Annotated in this window: 17 protein-coding genes; 9 read left to right on the forward strand and 8 right to left on the reverse strand. The window is 48.9% G+C overall.

All coding sequences use genetic code 11. From position 1 onward, the window contains the following. Positions 1-12 precede the first annotated feature (12 nt). The 5 genes from IEX60_RS05150 to IEX60_RS05170 all read left to right on the forward strand — a co-directional run bounded on the left by IEX60_RS05150 (position 13) and on the right by IEX60_RS05170 (position 11386). Entirely contained in the window at positions 13-2286 is a 2274-nt protein-coding gene (locus tag IEX60_RS05150; RefSeq protein ID WP_188748138.1) for a GH92 family glycosyl hydrolase, read from the forward strand. A 41-nt stretch (positions 2287-2327) separates the two neighbouring features. Continuing rightward, a complete protein-coding gene (locus IEX60_RS05155; RefSeq protein ID WP_229717427.1) occupies positions 2328-3818 on the forward strand; it encodes a sialate O-acetylesterase in 1491 nt (496 codons plus the stop codon). 358 nt (positions 3819-4176) lie between these two features. Continuing rightward, on the forward strand, positions 4177-7206 hold the full coding sequence (locus IEX60_RS05160) for a SusC/RagA family TonB-linked outer membrane protein (protein WP_229717428.1): 3030 nt from the start codon (positions 4177-4179) through the stop codon (positions 7204-7206). 29 nt (positions 7207-7235) lie between these two features. Next, entirely contained in the window at positions 7236-8735 is a 1500-nt protein-coding gene (locus tag IEX60_RS05165) for a RagB/SusD family nutrient uptake outer membrane protein (protein WP_188748144.1), read from the forward strand. A gap of 71 nt (positions 8736-8806) precedes the next feature. Next, positions 8807-11386 (forward strand): glycoside hydrolase family 38 N-terminal domain-containing protein, encoded by a 2580-nt coding sequence (locus IEX60_RS05170; RefSeq protein ID WP_188748146.1) that lies wholly within the window; start codon positions 8807-8809, stop codon positions 11384-11386. 72 nt (positions 11387-11458) lie between these two features. Here the strand turns inward: IEX60_RS05170 and IEX60_RS05175 are convergent, their stop codons facing one another. From IEX60_RS05175 to IEX60_RS05195, 5 genes are all read right to left on the reverse strand, one after another. Then, complete coding sequence (locus tag IEX60_RS05175) at positions 11459-12058, reverse strand: DUF6266 family protein (RefSeq protein WP_188748148.1); 600 nt, start codon at positions 12056-12058, stop codon at positions 11459-11461. 11 nt (positions 12059-12069) lie between these two features. Further along, on the reverse strand, positions 12070-12711 hold the full coding sequence (locus IEX60_RS05180; protein ID WP_188748150.1) for a DUF6266 family protein: 642 nt from the start codon (positions 12709-12711) through the stop codon (positions 12070-12072). 598 nt (positions 12712-13309) lie between these two features. After that, complete coding sequence (locus tag IEX60_RS05185) at positions 13310-13735, reverse strand: putative toxin-antitoxin system toxin component, PIN family (RefSeq protein ID WP_188748152.1); 426 nt, start codon at positions 13733-13735, stop codon at positions 13310-13312. Continuing rightward, entirely contained in the window at positions 13722-13937 is a 216-nt protein-coding gene (locus IEX60_RS05190) for a hypothetical protein (RefSeq protein ID WP_188748154.1), read from the reverse strand. The genes IEX60_RS05185 and IEX60_RS05190 overlap by 14 nt, the downstream gene beginning before the upstream one ends. Positions 13938-14651: 714 nt before the next feature. Then, positions 14652-15662 (reverse strand): helix-turn-helix domain-containing protein, encoded by a 1011-nt coding sequence (locus tag IEX60_RS05195; RefSeq protein WP_188748156.1) that lies wholly within the window; start codon positions 15660-15662, stop codon positions 14652-14654. 142 nt (positions 15663-15804) lie between these two features. Here IEX60_RS05195 and IEX60_RS05200 point away from each other — a divergent pair, with 142 nt between their 5' ends. Genes IEX60_RS05200 through IEX60_RS05215 form a run of 4 tightly spaced genes read left to right on the forward strand, consistent with a single transcriptional unit; the run spans position 15805 to position 19789 of the window. Continuing rightward, positions 15805-16245: a MarR family winged helix-turn-helix transcriptional regulator gene (locus IEX60_RS05200; RefSeq protein WP_188748158.1), complete on the forward strand. Its 441-nt coding sequence runs from the start codon at positions 15805-15807 to the stop codon at positions 16243-16245. Between the two features lie 27 nt (positions 16246-16272). Further along, complete coding sequence (locus tag IEX60_RS05205; protein WP_188748160.1) at positions 16273-17655, forward strand: TolC family protein; 1383 nt, start codon at positions 16273-16275, stop codon at positions 17653-17655. 23 nt (positions 17656-17678) lie between these two features. Continuing rightward, positions 17679-18632, forward strand: a complete 954-nt coding sequence (locus tag IEX60_RS05210) for an HlyD family secretion protein (RefSeq protein WP_229717429.1) — start codon at positions 17679-17681, stop codon at positions 18630-18632. Positions 18633-18634: 2 nt separating this feature from the next. Continuing rightward, a complete protein-coding gene (locus tag IEX60_RS05215; RefSeq protein ID WP_188748164.1) occupies positions 18635-19789 on the forward strand; it encodes an ABC transporter permease in 1155 nt (384 codons plus the stop codon). 28 nt (positions 19790-19817) lie between these two features. Here IEX60_RS05215 and IEX60_RS05220 read toward each other — a convergent pair whose 3' ends face one another. The 3 genes from IEX60_RS05220 to nuoL all read right to left on the reverse strand — a co-directional run bounded on the left by IEX60_RS05220 (position 19818) and on the right by nuoL (position 24981). After that, the gene (locus IEX60_RS05220) at positions 19818-21302 is read right to left on the reverse strand and encodes an NADH-quinone oxidoreductase subunit N (protein WP_188748176.1); all 1485 of its coding nucleotides are present in this window, start codon (positions 21300-21302) and stop codon (positions 19818-19820) included. A gap of 80 nt (positions 21303-21382) precedes the next feature. Continuing rightward, on the reverse strand, positions 21383-22987 hold the full coding sequence (locus tag IEX60_RS05225) for a complex I subunit 4 family protein (protein ID WP_308420734.1): 1605 nt from the start codon (positions 22985-22987) through the stop codon (positions 21383-21385). Further along, positions 22984-24981, reverse strand: a complete 1998-nt coding sequence (gene nuoL / locus IEX60_RS05230) for an NADH-quinone oxidoreductase subunit L (protein ID WP_188748178.1) — start codon at positions 24979-24981, stop codon at positions 22984-22986. The genes IEX60_RS05225 and nuoL overlap by 4 nt, the downstream gene beginning before the upstream one ends. Positions 24982-24985: the final 4 nt, after the last annotated feature.

Genomic DNA, 24985 nt, shown 5'->3' on the forward strand with positions numbered 1-24985 from the left:
ACGGGATATCGAATGACCGGAAAATTTCTGGCGGGGTTGGCCACCGTTCTGTTGGTTACCGCCTATTCGTTCGCACAGGAACGGGATTTGGTGAAGTATGTCAACACCTTGCAGGGAACCGATTCGGAGTGGGCATTGTCTTACGGAAATACCTATCCTACGGTAGGGTTGCCCTTTGGTGTCCATTTCTTTTCCGCCCAAACCGGCAAAAACGGAGACGGGTGGAAATATCAATATAAAGCCACTACCATCCGGGGATTTCAGCAGGTTCACCAGTGCAGTCCATGGATGAACGACTACGCGGTTTTTTCGCTTATGCCGGGTATCGGAAACCTGGTGGTCAACGAGGATGCACGGGCATTGGCTTTCAGCCACGACCATGAGGTGGCAAAGCCGCACTATTATGCGGTCAAATTTGATAACGGCATACAGGCGGAAATCAGTCCCGTTGAACGGGGAGCACATATGCGATTCAGCTTTCCGGGAAAGCAAAAGGCTTATCTGGTGCTGGACGGGTTTATCAAGGACAGTGAGGTGAAAATCATTCCAGAGGAACGCAAAATCATCGGCTTTGTCAATAACGGACGTTTTGTGCCGGAAAATTTCCGGAACTATTTCATCCTCGTTTTTGACCGGGATTTCAAAAGCTTCGGTACATGGGAAAACACGAAGGACCAGGTAAAGGAGGGGAATCGACTGGATGAGGGGAAAGGAGTGGGGGCTTACCTGGAATTTGCACCCGGTGCAACCGTTGAGGTAAAGGTGGCCTCCTCATACATCGACCCCGATCAGGCCGAGCTGACCCTCAAACAGGAATTGGGCGATGCCAAAAAATTTGAAACGACAAAAAACAGGGCTTTCGACGTCTGGAATACCCTGCTGAACCGCATCGTGGTGGAAGGTGGCACGGAGGAAGAAAAGGCTACCTTCTATTCCTGCCTGTTCCGCGCCAATCTTTTTTCGCGGAAATTCTACGAACTGGATGCAGACGGAAACCCCCGTTATTACAGCCCTTATGACGGCAAAATTTATTCAGGCTACCTATACACGGACAACGGCTTTTGGGATACCTTCCGGGCCCAGTTTCCCCTTAGCAACATCCTGCACCCGGAAATGCAGGGCAGGTACATGCAATCGTTGCTGGATGCCCAGAAGCAGGCCGGTTTTTTCCCCACCTGGTCCAATCCGGGAATGTCGGGCGTCATGATCGGCAACCATGCGATCTCGCTGCTGGCTGATGCATGGGCCAAGGGAATCCGCACGTTCGACCCCGACAGTGCATTACAGGCGTATGAGCACGAAGTGACTAACAAAGGTTTTTGGGGCGGCTCCAACGGAAGAGAGGGGTGGGAAGACTACTTTATCAAAGGATATATCCCGTATGGTGACATCCATGAAAGCACGGCCAAGACACTGGAATACGCATACGACGATTTTTGCGGCTATCAGCTGGCAAAGGCGGTGGGCAACGATTTCTACAAAAACGTGTTTGCCCGGCAGATGTATAATTACAAAAACGTCTTCGATTCGGAAGTCAATTTTGTGCGGGGAAGGCGGGCGGATGGCGAATGGCTCCCCAACTTTGACCCCGTTGAATGGGGAGGCCCTTTCACCGAGGCAAATGCTTGGCAATATACCTGGTCGGTATTGCACGACGTAAACGGGCTCATTCATCTCATTGGGGGAGAAGAACGATTTAATGCAAAACTGGATTCTTTTTTCACGATGGATCAGCGGATCGAATACGGTACCTACGGGAAAGAGATCCACGAAATGCGGGAGATGCTGCTGGCAGGAATGGGGCAATATGCGCATGGAAACCAGCCTACACAGCACGTTCCCTATCTATACAATTTTAGCGGGCAGCCCTGGAAATCGCAAAAGCGGGTGCGCGAGGTGATGTCGCGATTATACAATGCCACCGAAAAGGGCTATCCGGGAGACGAGGACCAGGGGCAGATGTCATCCTGGTATGTGCTGAGTGCCCTGGGAATCTACAGTGTTTGCCCGGGAACGGACCAATACGTGATCGGCAGCCCGGTTTTTGAGAAAGCTACGATCACCCTGGAAAATGGAAAGCGTTTCACCATCCGGGCGGTCAACAACGGTCCGCAGCATGTGTATATCCAATCGGCCCGTTTGAACGGGAAGGTATATGACAAAAATTACATTACCTATTCAGACATCATCAACGGCGGGGAGATGGAGTTTGAGATGAGCGATGCACCCAATTTTGACCGGGGGACCGACACAGCATCCCGGCCGTTTTCACTGAGTCCATTGTAAATGGGCGAAAGTTGGTTTTTAAACAGATAACTGAAATGAGCATGTTAAGAATTTTGATTTGTTTCGTCTTTCTATTTCCAACCAAAGGTTTTGCTGCATGGATTGACAGCTTGCGGTTATCGGATGCCTTGCAAAGCAATATGGTTATTCAGCAGAATAAGCCATTCAAGGTTTGGGGAAAGGCGGAACCAGGACAGAAAATTGCAATCCATGCAGACTGGCTCCCCGCTTCGGCGGAAGTTTATGCGGATACGAATGGCAATTTCATAGGCATCATTCCGGTGCCAAAGGCAGCAGAGGGCGACTTTACCCCGCACCGTATCCGCATCGTTGCCGGCGATGAACAGATCGAATTGGACAATTTGTTGATCGGTGACGTATGGGTTTGCAGCGGCCAGTCCAATATGCAGTTTTCCGTCCGGGAAATGACCGGTTCTGAGCAGGTCATTTCCGGGGCTGATCAGCCTCCTATCCGGTTGTTGAATGTAGCCCTGAATTTCAGTGATACCCCTTTGGAAAATATGAAGGGAACCTGGCAGGTATGTTCCCCCACGTCAGTCCGTGATTTCAGTGCAGTGGGGTATTCCTTTGGCAAAAAACTATTCGACAGACTGAATATTCCCATTGGTTTGGTTTTTACAGGAATTGGGGCATCCAGTGTCCAGGCCTACATTCCGAAAGGGGATCTGGCGAATGATACGATGCTTAATAAGGCTTATTTGCAACCTTATCTGGCCGATCCGAAATCGAAAGAGCAGATAGACGGCGGTTTCACTTTTGAAAAGGTCATGCGGCCTTATCTTTTATACAATGCCATGGTTCATCCGCTCATTAATTTGTCCATCCGGGGATTTATCTGGTACCAGGGGGAAGCCAATCACCTGGAAAGGGAATCGTATGTGCGGGCAACCCAAACCCTGATCAAAAGCTGGAGAAGAAACTTTTCGCAGGGCCAGCTGCCGTTCTATTACGTGCAGATTGCTCCGTTTTTCCACGATCGGGAGGACCCGGCTTTGGCATTTGACGCCTATTTCAGAGAAGCGCAGGTTCAGGTAGCCAACCTCAATAATACCTATATGGTCAGTACCATGGATGTTGGGGAAGCAAAGGATTTACACCCGAAAAACAAAAAGCCCGTCGGTGAACGGCTGGCAGCCATAGCCCTTAATCGGGAATATGACCAATTGGATGTGGTATATCAGGGGCCGCTCGTAGATGACGTCAGATTTGAAGGGAAAAAGGCTTATGTCTACTTTACGCCCGGGACCCTGGGGACTGGCCTTCAGACCAATGACGGCCGCCCTCCTCGATTTTTCTACGTAGCGGGGAATGACCGGATTTTTTATCCCGCGGAAGCTTTCATAGATGGAGACCGCATTGTTGTAGAAACGAATAAGGTTACGCACATTGCTTCCGTTCGTTACGCCTTTTTTAATTACCCCGTCACTAACCTGGAAAATAAAGAAGGATTTCCGGCTATGCCTTTCCGGACCGACAGTTGGGAAGAAGGAAGTGAAGGCAGCCGACACTAATTTGCGATCACTATGGATACGCGGAATGCCAGAGATGAAAAGGAACTGATAAGCAAATCACAGAGAGCGAACGCTCTGTGCAAGATTTTACGAACGGAAAGTGTACGATTTGAACGCAAAGAAAGGAGGATTATGGTACGACATTAAACCTAGAGACAGTGCCTTTCCACGAAAAACCGGATTCCAGTTGCAGTGGAACCCGGTATGCCATCAAGGTATTGTTAATTTAAACAAAACTATATATCGGATATATATCATTTAACATTAACCCCTTAATTGATTCAAATATATGAATTTTCGTCATCAAGTTATTGGATGGCTGCCTTGTGTCTGTCCAATGACTGCAAAAAGGATCGTTATGAGAATGCAACTCATACTATTGTCGCTGTTTGTCGTGATGCTGCACTTGCAAGCTCATGAATCCCCTCTTATGCAGCAACGTACCCTCCAGGGTCGGGTAACGGATGAAACGGGAACGCCGTTGATGGGCGTCAATGTCGTCGTGAAGGGTACCGGGCGGGGAACCAGTACCTCCGAAGAGGGTGTCTATTCGATAGACATCCGTGAATCAGATCATACGTTGGTGTTTTCCTACATCGGGTTTGCCGACCAGGAAGTAACCATTACCGGGAAAAGTGAAGCGAATGTGGTGCTTCAGGCGCAAAGCAGCGACCTGGAAGAAGTGGTGGTGGTGGGATACGGAACCATGTTGAAGCAGAATCTATCGACGGCAGTGAGTACCATCGACGCTTCGAAGCTGACGGAGCGACCTACGACCTCCAACGTGCTGCAGGGGATGGCAGGAAAGATTCCCGGGGTGAGTATCAGCCTGAATTCCGGGGCACCGGGAGGAAGTCCGGCTATCAAGATTCGGGGTACCGGCTCCTTAAACTCTGATAACGAACCGTTGTATGTGGTGGATGGCGTTGTAGGGGTAAACCCGGATGTGGTGGATCCCAACGTCATCAAATCCATCGACGTGTTGAAAGACGCCACCTCATCGGCCATCTATGGATCGAGAGGTGCCAACGGTGTGGTGGTCATCACCACGAAAGAAGGCGGGAAGGATGGTGGTGCTACGATCTCCTATAATACCGCTGTATCGGCGGCCACGCTGGCCCGTGAAGTGAATGTGCTGGACGCTTATGAAAGTTTGGAGGTTTTCAAACGGGCTTATGAATACGCCCCCGGACGGATTGCGCCACATCTGGATCCGAACAACCATTTTGCGCGGAAAGATGATCTTTTCAATCCCGATGGAACGCCCAAATATAATACAGATTGGCAAAAGGTCACCACCCATACAGCCATGCCCCATCAGCATTCGTTGACGTTTTCGGGAGGAACCGAAAAACTCACCGTGGCGGCCAACGTTTCATACCGGGACAACCAGGGGATTATGCGCAACACCTACGAGAAACAGCTGAATGGTTTTGTAAATCTGAACTGGGATGTGAAGGAGTGGTTTCACCTGCAGGCGGTTGTCAATTTAGGAAGCAACAACGGCCGCAATTCGGAAAACAGTATTTCCCGGTATATGCTGGAATACCTGCCCTTCCTGCCGGTACGGTATCCCGATGGTACCTATTCCCGGAAAGGCGACTATCCGGGTGCCGAGGACGCCGAGAATCCGGTAAAAATATTGGATGAGCGCGAATCGTATGAGAAAAAGCAATATAATTTAACTAACCTCATCGGTACGTTCAAGATCTCGCCGAAATTGAAATTAACGACCAGTTTCAGCAAGCAGGAGGGAGCAGACATGACTTCGTTTTATGCCCCGAGTACCCTGTGGGGATATGGAAGTACCCAAAATGGCCGTGCAGAACGGGGACATACGGTTTATAATTCCTGGACCAACGAAGACTACCTGACTTACGATGACAAATGGGGGAATCATAACCTGAACGTGGTCGGTGGGGTTAGCTGGTACTACGACCAAAGTACGTTTTCCAACGTCGGCACTGAAAATTTCTTCGACGATTTCTTTAAATATTACAACCTGGGGGTAGGAACGGTGCGTTCCCTTGCCGGATCGGGGTATGACGATAGCAAGATGAACTCGTACTATGCCCGGGCCAACTACCATTACGACAATCGGTATATACTTGGAGCTTCCTTCCGGTACGATGGGTCTTCGCGATTCGGGGCAAATAACAAATACGGATTTTTTCCCTCCTTTTCTGCGGCATGGGTGCTTTCAAACGAAGAATTTTTCTCGTCTGTTAAACCCACCGTTGAAAACCTGAAACTCCGTATGAGCTATGGGATTGTGGGGAATGCAGGTATTGGCAATTATTCGACCATGGCCCGATATGGAAATTCCCTGTTGCCGTTCAACAAGGATCTTCATACCGTCGTAACCCTGCAGGAGATGAGCAACCCGGATCTGAAGTGGGAGCGCTCCAACCAATTCAATGCGGGATTGGACCTCTCCGTGTTCAAAGGACGTATTGAATTTGTGGCCGATTTTTATAATAAAATTACGTCAGACCTGCTTTACCGGTTGCAACTGCCTTCAACCACCGGATATGAATCGTCCATGACCAACCTGGGAAAAATACGCAACCGCGGACTGGAGCTGGGCTTGACTACGCGCAATATCCAAACGCCGGATTTCGTGTGGACCACCTCGGTTAATTATTCGATGAACCGGTCGATGGTCATCGATATCGATGGCAACATCATCGGTAAATGGGGCGGTCGTATTGTAGAAGGACGTCCGCTGAACCAGTTTTATGGGTATGTGCGTTTGGGAACCTGGGGCGTCGATGAGGCGGCAGAGGCTGCCAAGTACAATAAAAAGCCCGGTGATCTGAAATATTGGGACAGGAATGGAAACGGGCAGAAAGACGGCGATGACCAGGATTTTCTGGGCAGTGGTACCCCGAAATTTGAAATGAACCTGGCCAACAGCATTTCCTACAAAGGATTCACGTTCTTGTTTGATCTGCATGCCATGTATGGGAATAAACTCATCAATTTTACCCGCCAACTGATGGAAAACCGGGTGACATTCTCTAATTCCTACGGCGGAATTCTGGAAAACGCGTGGACACCGGATCATCAGAATGCGATGGTTGCCAGCCTGCGCTTACCGGGCGACGGCTATGAAAACGATGTGGACTCCCACAGTGCCGAACCCGGCTCCTTCCTGCGGGTAAGAAATGTCGGACTGCGGTATGATTTCGAGAATAATATCCTGAACAAGTGGCGTATCAAAACACTGTCGCTGGGCCTGAACGTGGAAAACGCACTCCTGTTTACGGAGTACAGCGGCGGCGATCCCGAGGTAACGAGTTACGACCCCGTGTTTGAACAAGGCGTAGATTTTTACACCTATCCCAAACCGCGCACGTACTCCTTTACCCTGGGTGTCAGTTTTTAAGGAAGGTTTAATTTTAATTGTATAAGCATATGAACAATACGATATTTCGCATAACCGGTTTGTTGATCTGGTCTATTGCAATGGTATCCTGTAGCGGGTTTTTGGAAGAAAAGCCAAAGACATTTCTGAGTCCTTCGCAATATTATACGTCCGAAAACCAGATACAAGCTGCAGTAGAGGGAACATACGAAGGCCTATCCCGATTATTGGGGTCCGACCTGGAGATTGCCACCGTTCGCCTGTTTAACCTGGAATACATCGTCGGAAACAGTTATCGCCCACGTTCGGCCGGAAGTCAGGAAAATCAATTTTTGCTGCTATCGGGAATGGATGAAAATAACAGCATTCTCCGGGAGATGTGGCGTGCCGTCTATTTTCCGGTAGAAAACTGCAACAGCGTCATCGAAAACGTCGAAGCAACCGACATTGTCAATGACGCAACCAAAAACCGGTATTTGGGGCAGGTGTATTTTTTACGGGCGTATTACTATTTTATGGGGGTACAACTGTTTGGAGATATCCCTTTGAAAATCGAGCCTACCCGTGATCTTGCCAGTGTCCAAATCCCGAAAACTCCCAAAGCAGACATCTATAATCAGATTGTTTCCGACTTGCAGAAAGCGGAAGCATCGGGCCTGCCCTGGACAGACGATGGCGGTTATGTAACGATGGGGGCCGTCAAAACGCTGTTGGCCAAAGTTTATCTCGCCATGGCGGGATACCCCCTTCAAGCGGGAAATGAATATTACCAAAAAGCGTATGAAACGTCAAAAGAGATCATAGAAAGCGGACAGTTCCTTCTTTTTGACAACTACCGGGATCTTCGGAACATCAATAACGAAAACCGGGGTGAACACATTTTCATGATACAGCGGGAAGCCCAAAATGCAGGATCTCCGTTCCATTTCGGTCTGATGCCTTACCCCGAGGTTCCCATTTCCGTCAACCCAAGCTTTGGTGGTGGAATGGCACCATTGAAGGTGTTTTATGACAGCTATGACGATAACGACCAGCGGAAAGCGGAGCAGGCGTTCTTCTACACAAAGCGGCCCAAAAGCGGCGATCCGTCGACCATTATCTCGCTGAATACCCCTTACCTCAATAAATATTGGGATGATGAAGCTGAAAAGACCTCGAAAAGCGGAGCCAATATCCCTATTTACCGCTATGCAGACGTATTATTGATGTGTGCGGAGTCCAAAGCCATGGCCGATGGCGGAACAACCAGCGATGCTGCTGCAATAGACGCATATTATGCTGTGCATAACCGTGCTTTCCCAGGTGCATCCCGCCCATCTTCTGTTACTTCAGACCAAGTGCTGAAAGAACGGTTCCTGGAGCTGTGTTTTGAATTTCACAACTGGTTTGATATGCTGAGAACACATAAAACGTATGATCCTGCCAGCAAAAGTATCGTCGATTTGATCGGGTATAAAGCACCCAATCACGAATATCCTTTTAAGGAGTCTGATCTGATCTTCCCCGTTCCGTTAAGGGAGAAAGAATTGAACCCTTTACTTGCTGAATAATTCATTCCTGATCCCTTCTCTCATGCGTTGACAGCATGAGAGAAGGATGATTGAATCGTAAAACGAAACAGATGAAGAAACAATCTCTTTTTATGCTCTTTTTCTGCATAATAAGCATTCCGTATTCGGTGGTGGCTCAAAAAGCCTATTTCATAGATGGTTATCACGGTGGAGTCTATGGGCACTATCCGGTGGGACAAACTGACTTTATCACTAACATGTTGCACCAGTATCCCGACTGGCGTATCAACCTAGAAGTGGAACCGGAAACATGGGATGCCGTCAAGCTGCGGGACCCCGCGGCGTATGAAGAATTCAAACAACTATTTGAGGACCAGTCTGTCAGTACCGGGCGGATCGAATATGTAAACCCCACGTATGCACAGAGTTATCTTTTCGCCACCTCCGGTGAAAGTAATATCCGGCAGTTCTCATACGGTATGGAACTGTTGCGGAAACACTTCCCGTCGGCGGTATTTACTACCTATTCGGCCGAAGAACCGTGTTTTACCAGTTCACTTCCGTATATCCTGAAATCGTTTGGATTCAAATATGCCTCCACCAAAAACCCAAACACGATGTGGGGCGGTTATACCAAGGCACACGGAGGAGAGTTGGTGAATTGGATAGGTCCCGACGGTACCGCCATAACGACCGTTCCCCGTTATGCCTGTGAAGACCTTCAGCCGGGTTCCACATGGCAGAGCATTGCCTGGTATAACAGCAAAGAATATATTCAGAAATCACTGGATGCGGGAATCCAAAATCCAGTAGGGATGTGTATTCAGGATGCCGCGTGGAGTAGCGGATGGAATAAAGGCCCCTGGTTGGGGCAGGATACTTCGAAATTCTATACCCCCACCTATTATAAAACCTGGCGCGATTATATCGCCAACTATTCCATCGGATCTACCGACGACGACTGGCATTTTACGCAGGAGGATATGGCTACCAGCCTCGTATGGGGTAGTCAAATCATGAATACCCTCGCGCAGGAGGTACGGGGCGCTGAGAACGATATTGTCCGGGCCGAGAAAATGGCCGTGTTCGCGTCGTTGACCGGAAACACGCAGTGGCCCAAACGGTTGATCGATGAAGGGTGGGTCAAATTACTGCTTTCGCAACATCACGATTGCTGGATTGTTCCTTATAACAACCTTCAGGGCGGGCGTACCTGGGCCGATCACGTAACGGAATGGACCGGGGTGACCCGTCAGAACAGCCAGGTGGTCATTGGCCGGTCATTGAAAGCCCTGAATGGAGAAAGTGGGCAGAATGCGGTTAAACTATTTAATACACTGGCGGTGGACCGGAACGAAATAGCCCGCGTCAAAGTGCCTTCCAATTGGTCCCGTGCTTCCTGGGAAGTGGTCGATCAGGAAGGCAAGGCTTACCCCACCCAACTCATTGAGGAAGACGGGAGCACGTGGATGTTGTTTCAGGCACATGTTCCTTCCTTTGGCTATGCTATCTACGGCATACAGCAAGGAAAGACAACTGCCGGGGACGTACTGTCTTATCGTCAGGAAAAAGGCAAGTACGTGCTCGAAAGCGACCTGTACCGCCTCGTTATCGATCCGCAAAAGGGCGGCGTGATCGAAAGCCTGATCGCTAAGAAGTTAAACAACAAAGAGTATGTCGACGCAACCAGTCCGTGGTACTTCAATGAACTCAAAGGGTATTTCGGCGAACAGGAAAAATTCATATCCAGTGCCGACCAACCCGCCCGTGTACGGGTGGTGGAGCATGGGCCGCTATTGCTCCACGTTGCAATCGATGGCTTTATAGGCGAACATCCGTTTACACAAACCATCCGGCTGAAACAAAAGGAGGAAAAAATAGACATGGGGATATTTATCGATTGGCAGCGCAATACAGCCATCGGCGAAACCGGCATCCCCTTTAGTGCCGAAAACCCGAGGAAGGCATTTTATGACGACCGCTATAAACTGCTGGTCTGTTTTCCGGCTGCTATCAACGATCAGCAAATCTACAAGAATGCGCCTTTCGATGTGTGCAAAAGCCAGTTGGAAAACACATATTTCAACCGGTGGGATCAGATTAAACATACGATTGTGTTAAATTGGGTAGATCTTGGCAGCAACAGCCATGATAATAGCCTAGCTTTGTTTACCGATCATACGACCAGTTATGTGCACGGAAGCGATCATCCGCTGGCACTTACCCTGCAATATTCAGGCAAGGGATTATGGGGCCGGGATTACACGATTACCGGTCCGACCGATATTTCGTACAGCCTGATGCCGCACGCTGGCCAATGGTACAACGACCGGATTTGGACGAAAGGGGAACTGGCAAACGAACCGTTGGTGACCACATTGATTGACGCCGGGGCCAATGAGGTTCTGCAACAATCCTATTTTTCCGTTGAGGACAATGCTTACGAATTGGTATCCACGGAAATGAAAGGGGAGGACCTGTACATCCGGCTCTTCAATGCGCAAAGTGATCAAACCGACAAGCTAATCACATTCGGAGGAAAAGCGGATAAGATTGAATGGGTTGAGTTGAGCGGTGAAACCTCCCGGACAGCACAATCCACCGTTACGGACCACCATGCGACTACCATTACAGCTAATATTCCCCGCTTCGGTATCCGGACCATCAAACTCAGCAATGCGCAACTATAACGATTGACCAACACATCAACGGTTGACCAGCGCACCGAACGAAGATACTGCGCTTAAAAAGAATCACGCTTTTTAAGCGCGGTCTTCTTCGGGCATGTCTACGTTGATCCCGTCGTTATTCATGTACCCCACATACACACTTTTACTGTACTGCTTTTTGCTGGCGCTATGCACAAAGAGATAGGCATGAAACGGCGTTGCCTGCAACTGCGGGGGCAGGTCTACTTTGATATATCCCTCCTTGCGGGTACAGGTGAGCGGATTGCGGCCTGCGATACCTGCATCCGGACTGTACGCTACCAGCACCACCTCATCGGCTGCCTTTGCCAACGGGTTTTCTTCACTGGAGAAATAGATTTCAAGTGCTTCCGGCCCGAGTACTACATCCTGGATGTCGACAGATGGAAGCATCCCAATGCTGATTGCCACGCGGTCGGGCGCGATCCACTGATCGGGATACTGCCCTTCTATGGCATCTTGTATCAGCTTTTTGAGTGCCTGGCCAAAAGCCTTGCTTTTGTTGCCCTTGCCGTAACCCAACCAGGTTTGGGCGATGATGGAGCGCAGCGGATTGAGGAAAGCCATCGCCAGGCGCAGCCGCTGCTGTACGGCTAGTTTGCCATACGATTTCTCCTTCACTTTCGGTTTGCTCTTGTCGTAGAAAAAATCCATTGCGTTTTGGGTTAGGCTTCTGGGTCTGTCAACGGAATGTATTCGGTGCGGGAAACCTGCTTTCCCCTGCTATCGGCAAAGAACAGCCAAACATGCATTTCGGGTCCCCTTATCTGCTCTTCAAAAGGGATGACTACCTCCCCCTCATGCCGCAGTGCGGTTTGGCAGAGGAGCAGATCCGACGAAACACTGTAGGCGATGGCGTAGCCTACGTCGTCCATCGCACCACCCACGCCGTAAGTCTTGGGATCCCAAATCACTTTGATACCCTCGCCAATCAATGACGCCTGTTCCGCGCCTGCGGTGTACAGTGATCCGTGGCTAAATTTCAGGGCCGGGTAGTTGAGTTTGATCTGGTCGCCGTCTTCCACGAACGCGTGGTCATAATTGTAGCCGAAAGCCACGTTTTTCGCGGTGGCCCTGCTGGTATGGCCACGGAAACCGATATCGAGCACCCGAGCGATCGGCATAAAAAACCGGTTGAGCAGCCTGAACTTATGATGCTGTACGGCCTGCTTATCCGAAGGCTTTGGCTTGTTGCGCTTCACTTTGCGCATACCTTTCATGTAATGAATTTTCCGCCAGCTGCTACCAATCACACTACCTACCTTGCCTTTAAACGGGCCGTTTATGCCTTCTTTAAAAGTTGCCATCTGCTTATCTTATTAGCTGTTACATCCGTTTTCAAAAACAATTTTAAAAAATTCTGAGAAGTATTCCAAATTAAATTGAATTAATAATTATAGGATTCTTCAATATAATTTATAATTATAGTATAAAATATATATATTCTATAGTGTTTTCATCCTAATAAAGACTATAAAAAGATGATAAATAGACAGTGAAAAGACGGTAAATTATAATTATATTTACTGATTTTTATAATTTTTAATCCATTATATTCTTGGCAAATGAGTCATTCTTTTTCAGCCGCTTTTTGGAAGCCGATGGTGTTCGGGAGCGTAGCGTCAAAAATGTTCAGACTTTGTAGCTAGTGGTTTTGTCAGCTTATCCGTGACATTTAATCGTTTGTCCTTGAGATAATTATATAGTTGTGATTTGCTTTCATTACTCATGGCTTGTCTGTTTTCTTCGGCATTCGTGAACTCCCTGCGGTCGATCCGTACTGGAAAATTGGGGATACAGGGAACTTGAAAGAAAAATAAACTCATCCTTGTTTGAACGTCTTGCGCTGAGCAAAGATAAGGTCTTAGGACAGGGGTGTTTATTTGGTCGGGGCGGTGGGATGGCCTAATCGTCACCCATTAAGTGAAGGAAATGGGTTAACGTCAATATTTTGGTACGGCCGAATGTTTGGATATCCAATAAATCGTTATCCCCCGTTAGCAAATAGGTTGCTTTCCCGTCTTTGGCCAGCTCCAAGAGAAAATTATCTTTTGGATCTCTACAGATTTCTACATTACTTTTCACGGCTACAATATCGATAAAGGCATCAAATGTCTCCAGCATATCAGTTAATGCATCTCCGGTAAAATACTTACGAAGTTTAGGTTTGCTGATTGTGGCTTCAAGTTCCTCGATAAGTTCCAAACTGAACAAAATTCGCACCTTTTTCGCATATAACAATTTATCCAGCAGGTGATATTTCCTCGAAATGATGAAACTAATCCACAAGTTGGTGTCTATGATGAGGTTGGCGGGTTTATTTTTTGCCATGCCTTTCCGATCTCACTTCCTCAACGATTTCGGTGATTTCATCAATGGTTGGTACGGAAACAGCATTTCTCCTCATCTTTTTCAGATAAGCCTTTAGCTTGGATTCAGGCTCATCACTTACCTTGATGAGTTTTAAATCCTGCATGCCCTCAATCAGCTTCAACGCATTGGGGTTCAATATTTCAATCCTGATAGTTGACATAATTTCAAATGTAGTGAGTTTTTCACACAAAATCAATTTTTAAATTTTTATGGTTATCGTCTTAAATCTTCCAAAAAAAGAGTTCGAGTTCTGTATCTGTGGGTTCAGTTGAAAAAAATTCGGGGATATCGAACCCGCTCCCACTTATTTTCTTCAAGATTGCCATTTTCACATTGTTTATCAGTTGTTTACAGCACTTTCTCTCATTACCCGATAAAAAGAAATTATTACGTCAGTTGCCAATGTACCGTAAGTTGTCACGCTCTCGTGCAATCCTGTTTTCAATCTCTCCAGATAGCTATGCGGTTAGAACGCGGGCAATCGCGACTGCACATCCTCCGAAGTGGGGATTTAGATAAATAGGTTGAGATATGGAATAGATAGGTATAGGATATTAGGCACAGCTGTTTGATTTATTGCCCCACTGATTGCGTGTTGTGATTTGCTTTCATTACTCATAAGTGTCCCATAAAATCGGGAAGTTTTAAAAATCAAAAAATATCATAGCCCACAATGCCTGAAGCATACTTTTTCTTTTTGAAATACAAATTCACAAAATCAAGTCCGTTTACTTGAAAATCAGCCACAACTATTTGTTTATCAGAAACAAACATCAATTTTATTAGATTTTAATAGGACACCAGTGACAAGTGGTTTTAAATAATCGTAACATTGCCATTGGATTACGGAGAATATATGTTGCGCTTGCCGTGTTCAAATTAGTTGGTCGCATCCAAAGTGCTTTACGAATTCCTTCGGGGTATAGCCATGCTTTGATTTAAAGACTTTGATAAAATGGGAGACACTTTGATAGCGGAGCAGTGTTGCCACTTCATTGACATTATGATCTTCCAATAGGAGCTTCTTTGCCTTCTCCATTCTTACCTGAACGACATACGCATAAATGGTCATACCGTATTGTCTCTTGAAATCCTCTTTCAGCTTCTTTTCGTTTATCCTAAATATTCTTGCAAGCTCGGCACTGTTCGGTGGATTGTTCAGATTTAGAATTAGATAGGATCTGACATTCTCTATATTATCTGAAGGCGAATATACCTTCTTTGACTGCATCCTACTATGAGCATTCAGGTGTAGTGAAAAAATAAATTCTCTGATCTTCAGGCAGATAAAATGGTAACGATACTCATCATCCATGCCATCACTATTTAAAATTTCCTGAGTAATAGACAGGATTTTCAAGTCCATAAATAAGATCTCATTGGGTCGGTTCTGTGGTTTCCCTGAAAGTACATATTGGTGAAAAGAGTCTTGATTGAGCCAATCGTCGTCCTTCAATAGATTGATATAGAAATCTAAGGTCATTTTGATATTCACAAAACGCGCACCAACATTTTCATGTATAATGGCTGTACCTCCCCCACCCGCTGTATCCAAAAAATTGCGTTGCACCGTTCCGACGCTGTTCGTATAATTCTCATTTCCGGCACCATCGTACACATGAGATTGCCCACTAAAGAAAAGGAAAAACCGAATATGAGGTTTTTCTGTCATCCATTCAACAGTCAATGGCCTGTTTGACCGGAAAAATGTCTCTGATATGTGTAATCCGTTGGTCGATAATATTTTGAGTGTCATTAACACACCATTATCATCCACCAAAAAATCTTCCCTCTTGACCGGATTTTTCAGGCAAGATTTGTCATATTCAATGATCGTGTCGTACAATACCTTATTGAGCTCCTTTATTGCTGAACGTGTACGCATATTATAAAATAATCGCATATTCACAGTCGAGCTTCATGTTTCATGTCAGGAAAGCAAACAAAAATACGCAAATGATTTTGGTTCTCGGACTTATTTCATTTTGGCATGAAGATTGATTGTTGTATATGCAACTATATATAAAATGGATAACAATATCATTGAAACCAAAACATTTTATGATTTCCTGACGGGGAAGGCTTATACGGCATTATCCCGGCGCTTACAGAAAAACTTTCGTGACGCCGGCATCGAAATCACCAGTGAACAATGGAGTATCCTGTATGCGCTTTGGGAAGAGGAGGAGCTTACACAGCAGGAATTGGCGCAGCGAACATTCCGCGAAAAGACGACTGTTACCCGTTTGATAGACAATATGGAGCGGAACGGTTTGGTTATACGTGTTACCGATAAAGGGGATCGGCGCACCAACCTGATTTACCTCACGAAGGCGGGAAGGCAACTAAAAGAAGTGTGTATGAAACAGGCAACTCAAACATTGCGTGAGGCACTAGCTGGAGTAGATGCAGGAGATATCGGTGTTGCGAAAGATACGTTGAAAAAAGTATACGAAAATCTGAAATAATTTTTTTAAATAGTTGTATATACAACCATGAAGAGTAGATTGAATATTTTATTCGCGTTGGTTTCACTGCCACTGATCGGTATCGGTCAAGAGGCCCCTACGCTGGCGCAGCTGGCAGAACGTGCGATCCTGAAAAGCCATTCACTTGCCAATGCGGAATTGGACATCCAGTCCGAACGGGAAACCCGCAGCAGCATTAAAGAGACGTACCTGCCGCGTGTGGAGGCAAACGGAAAATTTGCGCATTTGAACACGGAGGTGTTGGTGGATCTTCCAACCACTACGCTTCCGATATTGAATATACAGTTGTTTGACGGCAACGAACGGTTCCAGTCCAGGAGTAACCTGTGGATTTCAGACATCACGGCTTCGGCGGTGTTATTCACCGGCACCAAGGCCCCTAAGCTGGGTAAGGCGCTTGACCACAAGATACGGGCGCAGGAGATCATGCTGGAAAAGGGTAGGCAGGAAATCATCGATCAGGTCAGCACTGCTTACGATCAGCTGGCATTGCTCCGTCAGGTACAACTTGTACTGGAAGAAAGCAGCAGACGGCTTGACATCGAGAAAAAGACTGCCGAAAAGGCATTTGGATATGGACTTATCACTTCCTACGAATTAAATAAAATAGCTGTTGCGGAAGCGACATTAGCGGCTAGGCAGCAGGAATATGAGGGGAAACGCGGATTGCTGATCAGGCAATTGCATCAGCTTACCGACATACCTGTGGATTCATTGGATGCAATTGAACATACGCTCCATCCATATTCGCTGGCAACAAATACAGGTGGCATTGATAACCGGCCGGAGATCGCCGCGCTCGATGCTGCCATTGAGGCAAACCGTTATAAAGTGCAGGCGGAACGCACCCATTGGATACCGCAGGTACAGGCATTGGCCCGTGTTGGCTATTACGGCCTCACCGACGGTTCACTGAAAACTCCGTACACCCTTCCGGTGAGCGGTCAGCCGATCCATTTGGGTGCCAACCGCCTGCAGGCCTTCCCGAGTTACATGGTCGGCGTGGGGTTCCGTTGGAACTTATTTGATGGTCTGCAGGGAAAGCGGGCAGTGAATAAGGCCAGAATTGAAGTTCAGAAAGCTGAAAATGAACGACAGGAAGCCGAGGAACTCCTGAATTTGAACCTTGTGAAAGCGCAGACGGAATATGAATTGGCCAATAAACAAGTGGTAACCGGACAGACGCGGTTAAATACGGCCCAGAAAGCGCTTGATATTGCCCAGAAAGAATCCCGTGTCGGATTGATAAAACCCGCGGAACGTATTGCCGCGGAAACGGACTATCAACAGGCTGCACTGGATTATTATCAAGTGGTTTTCAATCAGCGGCGGGCAGCCTATCGATTGCTGATGGCCACGGGAGATTTAACCCTAGAAAAATTAAACTAACAGTTATGCAAAATTTACAAACCATGAATATCAAAACAGTATCCTTTGCTCTTTTGGCTGCTGCCCTGTCGTCCTGCAGCACGCCCGTGGAGAAAGGCATTGAAGGCAAGATCAAAAGGGACGCCATCACGGTGACCACAAAGGTGCCCGGACGGGTAGCGAAGTTATGGGTTTCTGAAGGGGACCGGGTCAAACAGGGGGATACCCTGGCCGTCCTGGACATTCCCGAAGTTGATGCAAAAATTGCTCAGGCGCAGGGAGCTGTGCGTGCGGCATCGGCCCAATATGAGATGGCCGAGCGTGGTGCTACCGCCAACCAACTGAAGCAACTGCAGGCGAAGCATGACGCACTGAAGGAACAATACGAATTTGCCCGTAAATCGTTCAGCCGTGTAGAGGCTATGTTTGCGGATTCGCTGATTTCCCCGCAGAGCTACGATGAGGCAATGGCTAAATTCCAGGGTGCGCGGGCGCAATACGATGCCGTGGTGGCCGAACTCGCAGAGGCGAAATCCGGCGTACGCATTGAGAATAGGCTCATGGCGCTTGGCCAGCAGGAACGGGCCACCGGTGCCCTGCGCGAAGCGGAAGTGGCATCTGACGAGCGCTATATTCTTGCGCCGGCCGATATGACCATTGAAACCATTTCCCTGCATGTTGGCGAACTTGCCACGCCGGGCTACAGCATTTTCAACGGATACCTGCCGCATACTACCTGGTTCCGGTTCACGCTGCCGGAGAGCGAAATAGGCAGGGTACAGCCGGATGCGCAAATCCGGGTATTTGTGCCATACCTCGATGAAACCGTTGAAGCGAAAATTACTGCCATCAAGCAATTGGCGAGGTATGCGGATGTGTCTACCGCATATCCGGACTACCAATTGGAGGAGGCGGTTTACGAAGTGAAGGTTCGTCCCGTACAGGTTGCTGAAACCGATAAATTGTTAAATAACGCCACCGTAATTCTTAACTACTGATCATGCGTACGTTCATTCAATTGGTCAAGCGCGAGTTCCGGCTTTTCTGGGGCAATTCCGTGCTGCGGCTACTCTTTATCGGTGCGCCGGTACTGTATGGTGTATTGTTCGGCTTCGTTTATCAGAAAGGCAAGGTCACCGATCTGAACATTCTGGTGGTCGACCAGGATAATACACCGCTGAGCAACCGGTTGGTTGACATGCTGAATGACAATGAAGTACTTCATGTGGTCGAGGTTAAACCCGAGCGGATGGACCTAAAACGGGACCTGATCCGGCTGGATGGGCAGGCAATCGTGATCATCCCCGATCGTTTTGAAGCGGATGTGCTTCAGAACCGGTCGCCCGAAATCAACGTACAGATCAACCTGGCAAACATCCTTACGGCCAACTATGCCTCCCGTTCCATCCAGGTCGTACTCGGTTCGCTGAATGCGGGGCTGGAAATGGAGGCACTCCGTAAACGGGGTACCCCTGACTATGCGGTTTCGAAAAAGTATGAAGCGTTCAGCACCAACTATGTGCGGCTATATAACCGTTCGTCCAATTACATGAGTTTCTTATGGCCGGGTATGCTTGCTACCATTGTGCAGCAGGTGCTTCTGTTGGCGCTGGCGTTGAGTTTTGCGCAGGAGTACGAGCGCGGTACATTCCAGTCGGAATTGCTTGCGCAAACACGCTCACCCTTACTAGCCATTTTAGTGAAATGCATGCCTTATTGGCTGATGATGATTCCGATAGGTTTGTTTTTCTGGGGGTTGCAGCAGTATTTCCACATTCCGCTGATTCCGCACCAGCCCGGCGCCAGTTTATTGCTGTTTGCACTCTTTGTCGCTGCCTCTTCATTTATGGGCATCCTGGTGAGCATCCTGATACCCAATCAGCTGAAGGCGACGGAAGTCCTGATGGTGGTGGCTACGCCAAGTTTTGTGCTCAGTGGATTTACCTGGCCGCTAAGCCAGATGCCCGGCTGGGTCGCCCTGGTTGCCGACGTCATTCCCCTCACCCATTTTCTCAGTGCATACCGCATTATGCTGATGCAGGAAGGATGGTTAGGGGCCATCGGCTCACAATTGATTGCCCTGGCGATATTGACGGTGGTATTCGGGTTACTGAGCTATGCAGCGTTGGCCATAAAGATGCGGCGGGTGAAATAGATCACTTCAAAGCAGTACCGTGGCGGTGTTATAACAGATTCATCAGCCATCCGGGAAAGATCCCCAGCAACAGTACGCTCAGGGTGATAAGCGTGGCCATCAAAACGATGTATGACCGTAATGGTTTAGTTTCCATCGGTTCCTCCGGCTTCCGTAAGAACGCATTCAGCGGTATTTTGAAATAGTAGAACAGCGATATGACCGTTGTGAGTGCCCCCACGATAAGCAGGGCGATCATACCGGGATTGCCGGTAAGCTGCCAGTTGCCGAAAACCGCAGTAAAGACCAGCAGCTTGGCAACAAATCCGGAGGTAGGAGGGATGCCGGTAAGGGAAATCATCAGCAACACAAAGCCGACAAATGTAATCGGCATCACCGGGCCTAATCCGCGATATTCATTTACATCGGCGGCTCCCGTTCGCGATTCGATAAAAGCTGCAAACATGAATACGCCCATGTTCATCAGTGAATATACCGACAGATAAAACAACAGAACCGCATATTCTCCTGCAGAATAGGCCAGCACGGCCATCATCAGGAAACCCGTATGGCCGATGGATGAATAAGCCATCATCCGTTTTACGTCTGTTTGGCGCAATGCAGCCAGGTTTCCCAGCAGCATGGTAGCGATGGCGGATACCAATATCAGCGTTTGCAGGTATTGGTAAGCGATACTTCCCACAGGCCAGGCATAGAGAATGCGTGCAAGCAGGGCTACGCCGGCGATCTTCGGAGCGGTGGAGAGGAAAGCCGTTACGGGAGTGGGAGCACCCTGATACACATCGGGCGTCCAGAAGTGGAACGGTACGAACGAAAGTTTGAAGCCGATGCCGGTGAAGACCAACAGTAATGCAGTAGCCAGCAGCAGCGGTGCCGTAGCAGACAATCCCCGGGCATGGGGTTCAGAGGTGAAATCCAGGTCGCCCGTGAACCCATACAGGAAAGAAAGGCCGTATAGCATCACGGCGGAACATACCGAGCCGAATAACACGTATTTCATGGCGGCTTCGGTCTGCCGTGCTTCTTTGGCAAGGTACCCCACCATGAGGTATGAGCCGATGGATACCATTTCGATGGACACGAAGACCATCAACCAGCTGGTGGCCATCCCCATCAGATTCAGCCCGATGTGCATAGCCAGTAAGATGCTGTAGAAGTCGGCCGTTTTCTTACGGTGTGAGGCAAAGTCCGGATTCGCATGTACAAACAAGGCAAATAGCAGGCAAACCACCGCGACGAGCACACGCGTGTATCGGCCGAAGCCGTCCGCATCAAGCATTCCGAATAACAGATCGTTTGCCACGGGCTGGGCTAATTGCAGGGCACTAAAAATCCCCGCCAATGCGATACCGCCGAGCGTAATGGACAATGTACCTTGCCTCCAGCGGCGGTCCAGGAACAATCCGGTGCCTATACTGGCGAGGAATGTAACCGCCAGCACGACTTCAGGCAACAACGCGGGTAGACCCGAGAGGATATGGTCCAGTTTATAGCTTATGTTGTCAATGGTCAATGGTCAATTGTTAAATGTTAATTATCAATTATCAACTGTCAATTATCAACTGTCAATTATCAACTGTCAATTATCAACTGTCAATTATTACCTACCAATTCCACGAGGGCCAATACGGAAGCATTGATTTTGTCAAATGCCAATGCGGGGTATATCCCGAGTGTCAGGGCCAATCCGAGCATGGGTACCATAATGAATGTTTCCCGGGGAGAGGCATCAACGAGCATCTTTGACCATTCTTCGCCTCCTTTCAGGCGGGGCTGGCCGAAGAACATCCGTTGCAATGTCCATAGGAAGTAAGCGGCACTGAGCAGGATTCCCAGCGAGCCGGCGATGGCCATCCAGCGGGGTAGGATACCGTTTACACTTTCCGCATTGAAGGCGCCGATGATGACAAAAACTTCGCCGATGAAGGCTGAAAAGCCGGGCAGACCTAAAGAGGCGAAAAACGTGATGGCTACAAACACCGTAAACCGGGGCATGATACTTGCCAATCCGCGGAAGTGATAAATGTGGCGGTCGTGTACGCGGTCATACAGCATACCTACGAGGAAGAACAGGGCGGCGGAAAGGAAGCCGTGGCTGATCATCTGGAATACCGCACCCGCAGTTCCCTCTGTGGTAAACGAGGCAATGCCGAGTAATACGAACCCCATGTGAGAGACGGATGAATAAGCAATCATGCGTTTCAGATCGCGTTGGGCGAGTGCCACCAGCGCACCATAAACAATGGATACGACACCGATGAGCCCCAGCCACCAGGCCGACTGCTGTGCTGCATCGGGAAATATACTGAAACAGATGCGCAGGATTCCATATCCGCCCACCTTGAGCAGAATACCCGCCAGTATGATGGATATGGGCGTAGGTGCTTCCACGTGCGCATCGGGTAGCCAGGTGTGCAGGGGCACAATGGGCACCTTGATGGCAAAAGCAACGAATAATACGATGAAGCCCAGTAGGCGGGCCGATATGCCAAGTAATTCGTGGTTGGCAGCAGCCGAGAATACGGAACCGGGGGTGTAATTGGCCGGATTCATCATGTGCAGCATGTTGAATGTATGCGCGCCGGTTTCGGGATTGGTTACCGAAAAATAAAGTCCCACGATGATCAAAAGCATGAACACCGATCCGAATAAGGTGTACAGGAAAAACTTCATGGCTGCATACTCGCGCCTTGCGCCTCCCCAGATGCCGATGAGGAAATACAGGGGCAGCAGCATCAATTCGTAGAAGATATAAAACAGGAAGAAATCAAGGGCGGCAAAAACCCCCATGACCGCCATGTTGAGGATCATCAGCAAGATGAAATAGCCTTTGGTACTTTTCTGGATATTCCAGGAAGCTCCCACGGCAATGAGCATGATGAGCGAGGTAAGGAATAGGAACGGCATGGAAAGCCCATCGACCCCGACGAAATAATCAATTTCAAGCTGACCCAGACTGCCCATATCCAATCGTATCCAAGGGATGTGATCTACGAACTGATACAGACGGGCATCGGTAACACCGGCTCCTTTGGGGTGGAAAAGGTAGTACATGCCTCCGCTCAATATCAACTGCAAAAATCCCGTGAACAGCGCAATATATCTATAGGTATTTTTTTTTGCCGCAGGAATGAATGCGATCAGCAGTACAGCCGCCAGGGGCAAGAAAATAAGTAGGGTTAACAGGTGCAGGTTCATAGTAACACGACGATGTGATAAAGCAGGATTACCAAAATGATAAAAAACAGGGTAGCGAAGTAATGTTGGAGCCGGCCGTTTTGGAGCCGGCGGAATACATTGCCTAGCCCCCATGCTATTTTTCCGATCAGCCTTACGAAGCCATCCACAAGCCGTTGATCCAACCACGCGGCTACCGCGGCAAAAGAGCGCCCTAACGCGGAAAGGCCATTTACCATGCCATCTACTACGTAGTGGTCCACCCAAAGCAGCAGCTGTGACAGCCGGACTACTGGGCGTACCACGGCGGCGCCATACAGGGCGTCAAGGTATCCCTGGTGTTCAGACAGCCGGTAGAACAGTCCACCGCCCTTCAGCGGATATTTCCCATTGACATACCACTGCCAGGCGACGCCGGCAACGATACACGTTACCCCGGTGGTCAGCACCGGAATGGCGAGATGCAGCAGCCGGAGCGGCGGCAAGGTGGAAACCGGAGACGTCAATCCCTGCATCAGCCATACGTAGCTATCGTTCAGTGGGTTGACCGAAAATAATGGGAAAAGGGAACAGCCTGCCAAAAACAGCATGGGGCCAAGCATCCGCATCGGGGCCTCGTGTATCCGGATGTCTTTTTTGACCGAACGGATGGAAAGGGAGCCAAAGAACACTTTTGCCAGGAGCCTTAAAATGTAGAAGCTGGTCAGCATACTGACGGCGACCAGTACATAAGGAATCAGTTTCGCGGCCCCCGACTGCAGCGCAGCCCATTCAAACGTATGTACGATCAGCGCATCCTTGGAAAGGTAGCCCCCGGTAAACGGAAATCCGGCGAGTGCCAGCGAGGCGATGAGCATGGCCGTAAATGTAAGAGGCATGTGCTTGCGCAGACCACCCATGTTGCGGATATCCTGGGGGTCCATATCCAGGCCATATGTTTCTTTGGCATGCTGCATTTCGTGGATGATGGCACCCGCGCACAGGAACAGCAGACATTTGAAGAATGCGTGGGTGGCCAGGTGAAACAGGGCTACCGGATACATGCCGATACCGATACCTACCATCATGAATCCCAGTTGCGAAATGGTGGAAAAAGCCAGGATATTCTTGATGTCGTACTGGGTCAGCGCGAAATACGCAGCGGCAAAGGCCGTTACCGTGCCGATTGTGGCGATTACCAGCAAAACGGTTGCATCGAATACCGGGAATATACGGGCCAGCAAAAATACACCGGCGGCGACCATGGTGGCTGCGTGGATGAGGGAGGATACCGACGTGGGACCTTCCATGGCATCGGGCAGCCATACATGAAGCGGGAACTGTGCCGATTTGGCCATGGCACCGAGGAAAAACGCGAGGCCTGCCACGGTGAGCCACGGAGCGGGAAGGGTTTCCGGAGCCTCGATCAGCGCCTTGGTATCCAGTGTGCCCAGGTGGCTATAGGTAAGGGCCATGCCGATGAGGAAACCGATGTCTCCGATCCGGTTCACAATAAATGCCTTTTTATTGGCCTGAACGGCGGCATCCTTGGTAAACCAGAACCCGATAAGCAAGTAGGAGGCAAACCCCACAAGTTCCCAGCAGATATACATGAGCAGCAGGTTATCGGCAACCACCAATCCCAGCATCGCAAAGCAGAAAAGGCTCAGGTATGTCCAATACCGATGGATACCCGGATCGCCCTTCATATATGCCGCAGAATAAATGTGTACGGGCAATGCAATCAGACTTACCAAAACGAGCATCATCACCGCCATGTTATCAAGCAGCACCCCCACGTGAAATGCCTGCTCGCCGATGGTAAACCAGTGCCACTGGATGTGGATGGGGGGCTGATTCCAAATCTGGGCGAATGCATAACAAGCTGCGAGCAGGCTCAGCAAAATAGCGGAAGTGGCAACTGCTCCGTTTCCTGCTCTTTTGCCGAGGGCCGCTGATAGGAGGAATCCAGCGAAAGGCAGCAACACTGCCGATAAGGCAGCCAATAGCGGGTATGTCAGTGCAGTTGTAGGCAATGTT

This window comes from Parapedobacter defluvii (assembly GCF_014642075.1).
Classification (GTDB): Bacteria; Bacteroidota; Bacteroidia; order Sphingobacteriales; family Sphingobacteriaceae; genus Parapedobacter; species Parapedobacter defluvii.

Bases quoted from the DNA above. Each gene is read 5' to 3' on its own strand.
- IEX60_RS05180 (WP_188748150.1), bottom strand. From the start codon at position 12,711: ATGGCAACTTTTAAAGAAGGCATAAACGGCCCGTTTAAAGGCAAGGTA.
- IEX60_RS05195 (WP_188748156.1), bottom strand. From the start codon at position 15,662: ATGCGTACACGTTCAGCAATAAAGGAGCTCAATAAGGTATTGTACGAC.
- IEX60_RS05215 (WP_188748164.1), top strand. From the start codon at position 18,635: ATGCGTACGTTCATTCAATTGGTCAAGCGCGAGTTCCGGCTTTTCTGG.
- IEX60_RS05225 (WP_308420734.1), bottom strand. From the start codon at position 22,987: ATGAACCTGCACCTGTTAACCCTACTTATTTTCTTGCCCCTGGCGGCT.
- IEX60_RS05150 (WP_188748138.1), top strand. From the start codon at position 13: ATGACCGGAAAATTTCTGGCGGGGTTGGCCACCGTTCTGTTGGTTACC.
- IEX60_RS05185 (WP_188748152.1), bottom strand. From the start codon at position 13,735: ATGGCAAAAAATAAACCCGCCAACCTCATCATAGACACCAACTTGTGG.
- IEX60_RS05190 (WP_188748154.1), bottom strand. From the start codon at position 13,937: ATGTCAACTATCAGGATTGAAATATTGAACCCCAATGCGTTGAAGCTG.
- IEX60_RS05175 (WP_188748148.1), bottom strand. From the start codon at position 12,058: ATGGATTTTTTCTACGACAAGAGCAAACCGAAAGTGAAGGAGAAATCG.
- IEX60_RS05165 (WP_188748144.1), top strand. From the start codon at position 7,236: ATGAACAATACGATATTTCGCATAACCGGTTTGTTGATCTGGTCTATT.
- IEX60_RS05210 (WP_229717429.1), top strand. From the start codon at position 17,679: ATGAATATCAAAACAGTATCCTTTGCTCTTTTGGCTGCTGCCCTGTCG.
- IEX60_RS05205 (WP_188748160.1), top strand. From the start codon at position 16,273: ATGAAGAGTAGATTGAATATTTTATTCGCGTTGGTTTCACTGCCACTG.
- IEX60_RS05200 (WP_188748158.1), top strand. From the start codon at position 15,805: ATGGATAACAATATCATTGAAACCAAAACATTTTATGATTTCCTGACG.
- IEX60_RS05170 (WP_188748146.1), top strand. From the start codon at position 8,807: ATGAAGAAACAATCTCTTTTTATGCTCTTTTTCTGCATAATAAGCATT.
- IEX60_RS05160 (WP_229717428.1), top strand. From the start codon at position 4,177: ATGAGAATGCAACTCATACTATTGTCGCTGTTTGTCGTGATGCTGCAC.
- IEX60_RS05155 (WP_229717427.1), top strand. From the start codon at position 2,328: ATGTTAAGAATTTTGATTTGTTTCGTCTTTCTATTTCCAACCAAAGGT.